This window comes from Rhizobium bangladeshense (assembly GCF_017357245.1).
Taxonomy (GTDB): domain Bacteria; phylum Pseudomonadota; class Alphaproteobacteria; order Rhizobiales; family Rhizobiaceae; genus Rhizobium; species Rhizobium bangladeshense.
Genome location: NZ_CP071613.1, coordinates 307,918 through 319,081 on the forward strand (window position 1 = coordinate 307,918; position 11,164 = coordinate 319,081).

13 protein-coding genes are annotated in these 11,164 nt (G+C 60.1%); 7 read left to right on the top strand and 6 right to left on the bottom strand.

The window, feature by feature from the left end; genetic code table 11:
* Positions 1–74: 74 nt before the first annotated feature.
* Positions 75–1,169 (bottom strand): NAD(P)H-dependent flavin oxidoreductase, encoded by a 1,095-nt coding sequence (locus J2J98_RS22405; protein ID WP_207603493.1) that lies wholly within the window; start codon positions 1,167–1,169, stop codon positions 75–77.
* A gap of 283 nt (positions 1,170–1,452) precedes the next feature.
* Here J2J98_RS22405 and J2J98_RS22410 point away from each other — a divergent pair, with 283 nt between their 5' ends.
* The 5 genes from J2J98_RS22410 (at position 1,453) to J2J98_RS22430 (ending at position 4,967) form a co-directional block, all read left to right on the top strand.
* Positions 1,453–2,178 carry an SDR family NAD(P)-dependent oxidoreductase gene (locus tag J2J98_RS22410; RefSeq protein WP_138394585.1) on the top strand — a complete coding sequence of 242 codons (726 nt, stop codon included), beginning with the start codon at positions 1,453–1,455 and terminating at the stop codon, positions 2,176–2,178.
* Positions 2,172–2,642: a RidA family protein gene (locus J2J98_RS22415; protein ID WP_138394584.1), complete on the top strand. Its 471-nt coding sequence runs from the start codon at positions 2,172–2,174 to the stop codon at positions 2,640–2,642. The genes J2J98_RS22410 and J2J98_RS22415 overlap by 7 nt, the downstream gene beginning before the upstream one ends.
* A 33-nt stretch (positions 2,643–2,675) precedes the next feature.
* Positions 2,676–3,665 carry an enoyl-CoA hydratase/isomerase family protein gene (locus tag J2J98_RS22420; RefSeq protein ID WP_171049229.1) on the top strand — a complete coding sequence of 330 codons (990 nt, stop codon included), beginning with the start codon at positions 2,676–2,678 and terminating at the stop codon, positions 3,663–3,665.
* Positions 3,666–3,762: 97 nt separating this feature from the next.
* Positions 3,763–4,314 carry a hypothetical protein gene (locus J2J98_RS22425; RefSeq protein WP_064712330.1) on the top strand — a complete coding sequence of 184 codons (552 nt, stop codon included), beginning with the start codon at positions 3,763–3,765 and terminating at the stop codon, positions 4,312–4,314.
* Positions 4,315–4,331: 17 nt separating this feature from the next.
* Entirely contained in the window at positions 4,332–4,967 is a 636-nt protein-coding gene (locus J2J98_RS22430; RefSeq protein WP_138394583.1) for a cysteine hydrolase family protein, read from the top strand.
* An 87-nt stretch (positions 4,968–5,054) separates the two neighbouring features.
* On the opposite strand, the gene J2J98_RS22435 is transcribed toward J2J98_RS22430, so the two are convergent.
* Positions 5,055–5,864, bottom strand: a complete 810-nt coding sequence (locus J2J98_RS22435; protein ID WP_138394582.1) for an SDR family NAD(P)-dependent oxidoreductase — start codon at positions 5,862–5,864, stop codon at positions 5,055–5,057.
* A gap of 331 nt (positions 5,865–6,195) precedes the next feature.
* On the opposite strand from J2J98_RS22435, the gene J2J98_RS22440 reads away from it, so the two are divergent.
* On the top strand, positions 6,196–6,864 hold the full coding sequence (locus J2J98_RS22440) for a VOC family protein (protein ID WP_138394581.1): 669 nt from the start codon (positions 6,196–6,198) through the stop codon (positions 6,862–6,864).
* Between the two features lie 5 nt (positions 6,865–6,869).
* Here the strand turns inward: J2J98_RS22440 and J2J98_RS22445 are convergent, their stop codons facing one another.
* From J2J98_RS22445 to J2J98_RS22455, 3 genes are all read right to left on the bottom strand, one after another.
* On the bottom strand, positions 6,870–7,112 hold the full coding sequence (locus tag J2J98_RS22445) for a tautomerase family protein (RefSeq protein ID WP_064708575.1): 243 nt from the start codon (positions 7,110–7,112) through the stop codon (positions 6,870–6,872).
* A gap of 120 nt (positions 7,113–7,232) precedes the next feature.
* Positions 7,233–7,946 (bottom strand): SDR family NAD(P)-dependent oxidoreductase, encoded by a 714-nt coding sequence (locus tag J2J98_RS22450; RefSeq protein ID WP_207603515.1) that lies wholly within the window; start codon positions 7,944–7,946, stop codon positions 7,233–7,235.
* A gap of 139 nt (positions 7,947–8,085) precedes the next feature.
* On the bottom strand, positions 8,086–9,018 hold the full coding sequence (locus J2J98_RS22455) for a LysR family transcriptional regulator (RefSeq protein ID WP_207603494.1): 933 nt from the start codon (positions 9,016–9,018) through the stop codon (positions 8,086–8,088).
* A 160-nt stretch (positions 9,019–9,178) separates the two neighbouring features.
* On the opposite strand from J2J98_RS22455, the gene J2J98_RS22460 reads away from it, so the two are divergent.
* Entirely contained in the window at positions 9,179–10,465 is a 1,287-nt protein-coding gene (locus J2J98_RS22460; RefSeq protein WP_207603495.1) for an epoxide hydrolase family protein, read from the top strand.
* A gap of 224 nt (positions 10,466–10,689) precedes the next feature.
* Here J2J98_RS22460 and J2J98_RS30440 read toward each other — a convergent pair whose 3' ends face one another.
* Positions 10,690–11,046 (bottom strand): hypothetical protein, encoded by a 357-nt coding sequence (locus J2J98_RS30440; protein WP_245296617.1) that lies wholly within the window; start codon positions 11,044–11,046, stop codon positions 10,690–10,692.
* Positions 11,047–11,164 lie beyond the last annotated feature (118 nt).

Genomic DNA, 11,164 nt, shown 5'->3' on the forward strand with positions numbered 1-11,164 from the left:
TTACCTTGCGCATGAATGACGATGGGTTCCATTGCACTATGGTGTCGCCGGCAGCAGGAAAAGCGAACTGCTCCTCAGTCTTTGCGGGCTCTCGAATGCGCATTCAGGACTGCGATGGCGTCGTCGAAGAGTGATCTCGTGAGCTCGCCGGCCGGCAGATGTTTCGCGAGCCTTGCCGACTGTCCCGCCCACAGGTTCGTGAAGTCGTCGCTCCCTTTGCCCTCCGCCGTCGCCCGGATGGCCGCAAGGGCCGCCCCTGCCGTCGGAAATGGCGGCGCGATATGGGAAATCGGCCCGAGTTCGCGCATGATCCGGTTGACGACGCCGCGTGCCGGCCGCCCGGTGAAGAGGTTGGTGATCGCCGTGCTGGCATCGCCTGCGTGGCCGAGCGCTGCCGCGTGCACGGCCGGTATCTTTGCCTCGGGGCTGAAGAGATAGGCCGTGCCGATCTGGACTGCCGACGCGCCGAGCATCAATGCTGCAGCCACACCCCGACCGTCGGCGATGCCGCCGGCGGCGATGACGGGAACTCGCACCGCATCGACGACCTGCGGGACGAGAGCCATCGTCCCGACCTGCGTGGACATATCCGTCGTAAGAAAATTGCCGCGATGGCCGCCGGCCTCGAGGCCCATGGCTATCACCGCGTCGACGCCATTGTCTTCCAGCCAGACCGCCTCCTCCACGATGGTTGCCGAGGATATGATCTTGGCGCCGGTGGCCCTCACGCGCTCGACCAGCCGCGGCTCCGGAAGGCCGAAATGGAAACTGACGACGGCTGGACGAAACTCTTCGACGACATCGCAGAACGCATCGTCGAAGGGCGCCCGGCCCGAACCGGAGACGGGAACGGCCGGATCAAGCCCGAGCTCCCGGTAATAAGGCGCGAGCGCCGAACGCCATTTCATCTGCGCAGCCGGATCGTCCGCCGGCGTCGTATGGCTGAAGAAGTTCACGTTGATGGGAGCGGCCGTCTCTTCATTGATGCGCCGAAGCGCCTCCCGCAGCTGCTCGACGGAATATTGGGCGCTCGGCAGCGAGCCGAGACCACCAGCCCTGCAGGTCGCGATTACCATGTCGACCGTGGTCGAACCGGCCATGGGCGCCTGAATGATGGGAAGTTCAATTCCGAAAAGATCGAGAATTCGACGGTCGTGCCAGGCTGTCATATCGGACTCCATTCGAAGCATTACGCTCGCGGGTGATATCCTTCTCCGCATCACCGGTCCATCACACCTTGGTATTCCCGGCGCCGACCGATCCAAAGGTATCGGCGACACCTTGGTGCAATAGCTCCCCAGTGCCTTTGGCGCGAAAGTCTGCACCGAGCGGCATGACAATCAATTCCTGCCCTTCGGCCAAGCCCGCTCAAACGGATTTCCTGCCAATGAGACGCCCCGGTTCATCCCCTGGTGACGGGATCTCGCACACAAACAGAACGGAGCCACGGGAATGAGTATACACAAGACAGTCGTCATCACAGGCGCTTCGCAGGGGATCGGTGCGGGCCTCGTGAAAACGTTTCTCGACAAGGGCTGGAACGTCGTCGCGACATCAAGGCGCATCAGCCAAACGACCCTCTTCGATCGGGCCGGGCGACTTGAGCTGATCGACGGGGACGTCAGCGACCCTGAGACGGCAGAGCGTGTGGCCCTGACGGCACTCGAACAGTTCGGCTCGATCGACGTGCTGGTCAACAATGCGGGCATCTTTCTGACCAAGCCGTTTCTCGACTACACCATCGAGGATCTTCGGCGTCTGTCGGCGACCAACGTCGAGGGCTTCCTCCATTTCACCAAACAGGCCGTACGGCAGATGCTCCGCCAGAAGGCCGGCGGCAGCATCATCACCATCACCTCGTCCCTGACCGATCACCCGATTGCCGGCGTGAATGCATCGCTGGCGATGATCACCAAGGGTGGCCTCAACGCTATCACCAAAAGCCTGGCGCTCGAATTTGCCGGCGACAATATTCGTGTGAATGCCGTTTCTCCGGGCATTGTCGACACGCCGATGCACGCGGCGGATTCGAAAGACTTCCTGAAATCTCTCTCGCCCATGGGCACCATCACCGCGGTCCAGGAAATCGTCGACGGTGTCGTCTTTCTCGCGGAATCGTCCAACATCACCGGGGAGGTGCTGCACGTCGACAACGGCGCACATCTCGGTAAATGGTGACGCCGAGCGCAGAAGCGCGGCTGCGGGAACTCGCGCTCGTGCTGCCTCCTCCGCCGACGCCCTTCGGCGCTTACGTCGAGACGGTTCAAGCCGGCCCCCTGCTGTTCCTGAGCGGCATGCTCCCCGTCGTCGGGCACGTGCCGAAATATCTGGGGCGGCTTGGTGAAGATCTCTCTGTCGAAGCGGGTTACGACGCCGCGAGAACGGCGTGCCTCAGCGGATTGTCGGCCGCCAGATCGCATCTCGGATCTCTCGACAGGATCAGGACGATCGCCAAGCTCGGCGTCTACATCGCAACCACCAGTGATTTCCGGGAGCACCCTAAGGTCGCCGATGGCGCTTCCGAGCTGCTTTCCCGGATCTTCGGGGAAACACGGGTTCCACCTCGCATCGTACTCGGCGTTTCAAGCCTGCCGCTTGGAATGCCGATAGAGGTCGAACTCGTCCTCGAGATCGAAACCTAGCGAACACTTCGCTCAATTTCCGTGGAGCCAGTCATGAACGTAAAAATGCAGAAATCGACCACATTCGCGACCCTGTCATCGCAGTTTCTCGCAGCTGCGGCGCTGCTGATGCTGCCGGCGCCGGCGCCTGCCGGGCAGACACTCGTCGCGGAGAAATCCGACCGCGCGTCGGATGTCACAGCTCAGTCGGCCAAAGAGCGGCCGCAGATCAGGATCGACAAGCGGTCGCCCGCCTATTGGCGCGTCACTTTCGACAATCCTCCCTTCAACATCTTCGGTCCTGAAACCATTCCGCAGATGGAAAAAGTCGTGGCGGAGATCGAGACCGATCCGAAGCTGAAGATCGTCGTCTTCGACAGCGCCGTGCCGGGCTTTTTTCTCACCCACTACAACTTCACCCCGCCGCTTGCAGAATCGACCAGCCTCCCCTCGGGGCGGACGGGTCTCCATCCTCTTCCCGATATGCTGGTGCGCATCAGCAAGGCGCCTGTCGTTTCCATTGCGCTGATCCGCGGCCGGGCGACGGGAGTGGGAAGCGAACTCGCGCTTGCGAGCGATATGCGTTTTGCCAGCAGGGAGAAAGCGATCCTGTCGCAGTGGGAGGTCGGCGCCGGTTTGGTGCCGGGCGGCGGACCGATGGCTCGCCTTCCGCGGCTTATGGGACGCGGCAGAGCGCTGGAAGTTTTGCTCGGCTCCGACGATATCAACGGCGAGCTGGCGGAGAAATACGGCTACGTCAACCGCTCCTTTGACGACGACAAGCTCGATCCCTTCGTCGACGCTCTTGCCGCAAGGATTTCCGGTTTCGATCGCCAGGCAATCGCAGACACCAAACGCCTGGTCGATTTCGCCAGCCTGCCGTCGGATCCGGAGATCGGGGCCGGCTGGGATGCCTTCATCTCGTCGGTGCAGCGCCCCGTTGCGCAGAAGAACATCGGCCGCCTGATGGAGATGGGTTTGCAGACCAACCCCGATATCGAAGCGCGGCTTGGGCACTACACTCAGACTTTAGGCAACGACTAGGCCGCACCGCTGCCCCGCAGCGCTACGGCCGCGGACAGCGATACCGAGCCGGTTCGATTGCCCTGCACAGCATCACTAACAGCTATGGAGAGATCACATGCACAGCATCGAAAATCAGATTGTTGATTCAAGTTTCTCTGCGATCATCAATGCGCCGATCGAGCAGGTAGACATCCCGAAATGGTGCTTCACCTTGCCGGAGAAGGAGTATCAGCTCTGCTCGCCCGCGCACATCGCCGCAGGTTTTACCACGGCCCCTGACGGCACACGGATGTCGATCAATGTCGAAACGATCGGCGGAAGCCTGATGGTGCAGCACTACACTGAGACCCTCGGCGAAAAGGACCATCTTATCCTCGACTCCGATTCTGATGTATTCACGCCAAACGGCCGGCTGACCATCCACGTCACCTGGGAGCTGAGTGTGAAGGAAATCGACGCACAACGATGCGAGTTCACTAATCGCGTCAGGTCCTACGCAACCGACGAAATGATGGCTTTCTTGGATCGGCAGGGCATTCCTTTCGAGGTCTTCCGGGCCCAACGGCAGCCTATGTCCATCGCGCACAACCAGGGTGAAACACCGCTTTTTGCGGCAAGCATCGAACGGGCCGCCTTGCGCAATGCTTCATCGACAAAAGCGGCCTGACCTCTAGGAGAATTGCAATGACACAACTATCGTTCAACCGGAAGAATACCGGATTGCTCGTTGTCGATCCCTATAACGACTTTATCTCGGAGGGGGGAAAGATCTGGCCTCGGATCAAAGAGGTGGCCGAGGCGAACGGCTGCGTTCCGCACATGCTCGAAGTGCTCAACGCCGCGCGGCAAGCGAAGCTGCGCGTCTTCTACGCCATGCACCACCGCTACCGGCCCGGCGACTACGAGAACTGGAAATACGTGGCTCCGATCCAGCGCGCGGCGTGGCATCGCAGGAGTTTCGAATTCGGCACCTGGGGTGGCGAGTTTCGCGCAGAATTCGTGCCGCAGGCCGGCGAAGTCGTGGCCTCGGAGCACTGGTGCTCAAGTGGTTTCGCAAATACCGATCTCGATCTCGAATTGAAGCGGCATGGGGTCCAGAGGATCATCGTGATCGGCCTCGTCGCCCACACCTGCATCGAGGCGACTGTGCGCTATGCCGCAGAGCTGGGTTACGACGTAACGGTGGTGAAGGACGCCGTTGCAGACTACTCTCAGGAGATGATGCATGCCGCGCTCGAGGTCAACCTGCCGAACTACGCGAGCGCAATTGTCGAGACGAAGGAAGTCGTCGCTGCTCTCTCGTTGACCGAGGAAGCGTAACCAAACCGAATGTCAGAAACCATCCGGCGAGCGTTTCCACCGCTCGCCGGATGTTTTTGATGAATGGCCCAGCGCCCGGTGCCGTCGCTACGAAGCCAGTGCCGGCACTCTGTAACGCGCTGCCGGGATGCTCCTGGACAGATTTGGAATCAGTCTCTGCCTCGCCGCTTCATAGGCGTTCCAGTCTTCGGCGTCCGGAACGGACGGAAGAGTGATCAACTCGCCAATGTCCAGTCCCGCAAGTGCGGCATCGACCGCGTCCTCCGGCTTCATCACGATATCTTCGGGCAGCCGGTCCAATGAACCGCCGGACGCATCCCAGAACGGCGTCTCCACCGCCCCCGGAAGAACCGCCTGAATTCGGATGTTCTTGTCGGCAAGCTCCTTCTGCAGCGAGAACGTCAATCCGATCACGAACGCTTTCGTCGCGCCATAGACGCCATTCAGGATTTCAGGAGCGATGCCCAGAGCGGAGGCCATGTTGACGATCGTCCCGCCGCCGCGTGCGACGAATGCGGGTGCGACTGCGTAAACCAAGCGGGTGAGCGCCGTGACGTTCAGATTTATCATTTGCTCCATCGCCACCACGTCCGACATGAGAAGCGGCTCGACGGCTCCGACACCCGCATTGTTCACGAGCATTGCGATCGACGGGTTGGTCCGAAGTGTCTCTTCCACCCGTAAGAGGTCATCCCTCCGGCCAAGGTCGGCGCGCACGGCCGAGACTCTCCGTCCTGTGGACGCCGACACGCTCTTTGCCACCTTGGCCAGCGCATCCTCGCTCCGAGCCACGAGGATGAGGTCGTAGCCGCGGCGGGCCAGCCTGTCGGCATAGATTGCACCCAACCCCGAAGAGCCACCCGTGATCAGCGCCGTGCCTTTGTTTGAAATTGCCATGGACTTTCTCCTTCTTTGCTTTCCGAAAAACGGTTGCCTCCCGAACGGAGCCGGCATGCCGGCTGGGTCTGCCCTGGAAGGGATGGCGTGTTTCAACACCGGATGTCGCAGGCGGGGCTATCGGCTCTGCCGTGACCGGAGCTGGTCCCCTAGTTGGGATCATGGTGTTGGCGAGCGCTATTGCACGATGGTATCGGCGCCACCTATGGATAGTCGTCTGCTCCTCTTGAGCGACCGACACCTTGGCACAATGGACAGTTGCCCCCACGCAAGCGCATCGTCTCCGACATGGCGGCAAGGACCGCATGCAAATTCACAACAGGAGATCGAAATGACCATTGATGACGCAATGAATCCAAGAACTGCCGCCTTGAGCGACATCGACATGAAGCTCGAAGTCGTTGTCATTCCCGTCTCAGACGTCGACCGCGCCAAGGCATTTTATACTGGGCTTGGCTGGCGGCTCGATGCGGATGTTCCCGGCCCGGACGGGTTCCGCGTCGTACAGGTGACGCCGCCTGGATCTCCATGCTCGGTGATCTTCGGATCGAAGATCACCTCGGCTCTGCCGGGGTCAGCTCAGGGGCTTCATCTCATCGTATCCGACATCGAAATGGTTCATGCCGCATTGGCCTCTCGAGGCGCTGAAATGAGCGGTGTGTTCCATGACGCCGGCGGCGTCTTTCACCACCGTGGCAGCGAAGAAAGACTGCCCGGTCCCCATCCCACACGTGCCAGCTATGGTTCATTTGCCTCATTCAGCGATCCGGATGGAAACGGCTGGGTTTTTCAGGAAGTCACGACGCGACTGCCTGGCCGGATTGATGGAAACGGTGCGGCATTCGCCTCTGTCAATGATCTCGCCGGCGCCCTTCGTCGTGCCGCTGCGGCCCATGGCGACCATGAGATGCGTACCGGAGGCAAGCACGACGAGAACTGGCCGGACTGGTATGCGCAATACATGGCCGCAGAGCAATCCGGCGCTGCTCTTCCGACCTGACGGGTTCAGCCGGCCGAAGGTTTATCGGCAAGGATCCTGCGGTACTCTGCTGTCGGGAGACCACCCCAGCCCCAGTTGTCGAGATCGATTTCCTCGATCACGACGTAAGTCGACTCCAGCGGTTTGTTCAGCACGTCGAGCATCACCTGACTGACGCCCGCAATGATGCGCGCCTTCTCCTCGGCTGTTACCGACGACCGATCAGGCGTGGTTCCCTCCCGAGTTACCTGTACCGTGACGATTGGCATGGTCATTCCTTTCAACTTCTGTAATTTAATTCCGTTCATTCGGCGAGGGGGCCCGCTTGCTTGCGGGCCTCCCGGATGCGGATGGATAGGAGCGACTTCCTTGGTCTGGCATCGCAGCGCTTACCAGCGGCCCGCGTTCTGTCCGCCGTCGACGTGAAGGATTTCGCCGGTGACGAACTGTGCGCCTTCGAGATAGATCACAGCGTCGACGATATCGCCGATCTCGCCCATCCGGCCGACCGGATGCAGAGCAGACATTGCCCCATGGGTTTCCGGCGCGTGCATCGGCGTCTTGATGATACCCGGCGATACAGCGTTCACCCGGACGCCCGTCTTGGCAAACTCGATCGCCAGTTCCTGCGTCACCGAGTTCAGGCCGCCCTTCGTCAGCGATGCAAGTGCCGCGGGCACACCTGCTATCGGCTGATTCACGAGGCTGGTGGTGATATTGACGATGTGTCCTGAGCCCTGTTGAAGCATCACCTTTGCAGCCCGCTGGGTGATGTGGAAAAAGCCCGAAATATTGACGCCGAAATTCAAGTCGAAATCTTCTTGCGTGAAGTCGACAAAGGGCTTGGCAACGAATACGCCGGCATTGTTGACGAGGGCGTCAATTCGGCCAAAGCGCTCAATGGCTTCCCGCACCACGCGCTCGGCCGTTTCCGCTTTCGCGATGTCACCAGCAACGGCGTGCACCCCGGTATTCGAATTTTGCTTGATCGACCGCGACGTGGCGACGACGTTGTAGCCGCGATCCCGGTAAGCCTTGACCAGAGCCTCTCCGATGCCTTGTGAGGCACCGGTGATGATGGCGACCTTCTGTTGACTGTTCATGATTTGCATCCTTTCAAGTGCTCGGCCATCTGTCAGGCCGCGCCCACGCCCTCTGGCGTCGGTAGCACTTATTTAGAAGCAATCATTCACCGGGAGAATTGCTGTCGATCGGCTGACACTCGACCGATAATCGGCATAATCAATTTGTAGAGCCAGCCTCGGATGCGATACGTCCTAAATCCAGCCTCAGTTTAGGGACGGCGAAATCCATGAAGGCGCGCACCTTTGGAACAGCTGTTCGGCCTTGCGGCGAGAGAAGATGCACCGGCAGGGCCGGGGGTTCGTAATCCTCAAGCACGATCTGCAGGCGGCCATCCCGGACGTATTCCGCTACGTGATAGGAGTAGAGCCTTGTGACACCTATTCCGGCCGCGGCGGAAGCAGCTGCGGCGCGGACGCTGTTGACGACGTAGCGCGGCGTGAAATGCACTGTCCTTGGGATGGTTCCCCCAGCGGCCGGGCTAAAGCTCCAGGATTCAAGACCGAAATTCGAGAATGCGATGATGTGGTGGCCTGAAAGGTCTGAAGGCTCCGCTATCGCGGGATTATCCGCCAGGTACTCACCCGAAGCCACGACCACCCGCCTGACATCGCCGCCGATGCGCGTAGAAATATTCGTGGAGTCCGTGAGGTTTCCAATCCTCAGGGCGATGTCGACACCCTCGTCGATCAGATTGACGAATCTGTCGAGCATCAGAAGCCGGACCGAGACAGTCGGATGTGCCTTCAAGAAGCTGTCGAGGACCGGCCGAAGAACTTCCTCCCCAAGGATCGGCGGGGCCGAGATCGTCAGGACGCCGCGGGGAGACGAGCGTTCGGCGCCGGCGATAATATCTGCCTCCTCGAGGTCGATGAGAACCCGGCGGCATGCCTCGACATATCGCTGCCCCGCTTCGCTGAGCCTCAGGCTTCTGGTCGTGCGGTGCAGCAACTCGACGCCGACATGCTGTTCAAGCAAGCCAAGCGCGCGGCTGATTGCAGTTGGGGAACGCTTGAGCTTGCGCGCCGCGCCCGCCAGGCTTCCTTCTTCCACAGCCGTGACGAAGACCTTCATTGCGTCGATGCGATCCATTCCTCAACTCCGCAGACTCCATGCCTGCGCAGTCATCCTAGGATTTTCCGTTCAGGTAAAGAGACCCACCTAAAGGTATCGCCGACACCTTGGTGCAATAGATTGAGGCCGCAGCAAGTGGAAAGCTCTCCTAAGTCCCACATCGTCACAGGAGATCACCATGTCGTCTGCCGAAAATCTCGTTACCCGCAGAAACCTTCTGGCCGGCGCCGCTGTCGCCAGCGCACTCGGCGTCTTGCCGCACTCGATAGCATTCGCCGGTAACGGCGCCGAAGAAATCCGCCCCTTCAAATTCAAGGCAAGCGAAGAGCAGCTTGCAGATCTCCGCAGCCGGATCGCGGCAACGCGCTTTCCTGAACGCGAAATCGTCGATGACAGCTCGCAGGGCGTTCAATCCGCAACCATCGAGAAGCTGGCGAAATATTGGGTGGAGAACCACGATTGGCGAAAAATCGAAGCCAAGCTCAACGGGTTGCCCCAGTTCATCACGAAGATCGACGGCGTCGATATCCATTTCATCCACGTCAAGTCGAAGCATGCCGGCGCTCTGCCGATCATCGTAACGCACGGATGGCCGGGCTCGATCATCGAGCAGATCAAGATCATCGGACCTCTGACGGATCCGACAGCACATGGCGGCACGGTATCCGATGCCTTTGACGTCGTCATCCCGTCGATTCCAGGTTACGGATTCTCGGGCAAGCCGACCGAAAAGGGCTGGGACCCGATCCGCATCGCGCGAGCATGGATAGAGCTGATGAAACGTCTGGGCTACACCAGATACGTCGCGCAGGGCGGCGACTGGGGCGATGCCGTGACCGAGCAGATGGCGCTGATCGCCCCGCCCGAACTTCTCGGCATCCATGTCAACATGCCGGCAACGGTACCGGACGACATTGCCGCGGCTTTGCAGCCCGGCGGCAAGAAGCCGGTGGGATTGTCGCCGGATGAGTCGCATGCCTACGATCAGCTCGCCGACTTCTACACCCATGGTCTCGGATATGCGATCGAGATGGCAAACCGGCCCCAGACGCTGATCGCCATTGCGGATTCTCCGGTCGGGCTCGCCGCTTGGATGATCGACCATGATATCCGCAGCTATGAGCTCATCGCGCGGATTTTCGACGGAAAGACGGAGGGCCTCAGTCGTGATGATATCCTCGACAACGTTACACTCTACTGGCTGACGAACACCGCGGTTTCGTCAGCGCGGCTGTACTGGGAGAACAAGCTGGCGTTCTTTCAGCCGAAGAACGTCAAGATACCGGTGGCGGTCAGCGTCTTTCCCGATGAGATCTATGCGGCGCCTCGAAGCTGGACCGAAAAGGCTTATCCGAACCTGATCCACTTCAACAAGCTGGCCAAGGGCGGCCACTTCGCAGCCTGGGAGCAGACCGAAGTGTTCTGCGACGAGCTGCGGACCGCTTTCCGCACCGTTCGCACCTGACCTTCGACAATTACTCTAAACAAAGCCGGACTCGATGAAGATCGAGTTCGGCTCTAGCTACAGCGTTTCATTCGAAGCGTCGCTCGTCATCGACTGCCTGGTCGATGGTTCGAAACTCATCAACTGCCCGGATGCCGGATTTCCAAACTGGAGGTGAATTAGTGCGTCATCGATCAGACTCTTGCTAGGATCTGAGCCCTCGATCTTGTCGTGGGCTTCTCGCCTCACGCTGCTCCTCTTGGCAAGGCAAGTTCCGCTTTGAGCCTGTCGAGGTGAGCAAGATGGATGACTTGGAATTCTTCGAAATTCGTCAGAAGCCGTTTGGCTTCCGTGAGGTCGGCGCCACGATGAGTCAGCTCGGCCAGTATTTCGCGCTGCCGAGCAAGATGCATTTCTCCCAAGGCGACATGCTCGCGCGCCTGCTGCAAATGTTTCTCCGCCATTGCCCGATCCATGGCCATCTCCTCAAGGTAGATCATGCGCCTAATCTCTGACTTAGTGAACGGAAATCGCTGGTCGCCAGGCGCGAAGCGTCCTTTGCGTCCGCGTTCAAGAAACGCAGCGCCACGACCGTGAAACATGCCAACACCGCCCGCGATAGCGATGACGTCTTCCCTAGCTTCGACTCGTCTATCCACCGGCGCAGCGGGCGTCAATCCGGCGATAGCGCCGCTGTCTGATGTAAGGCGGCAGCCGTGG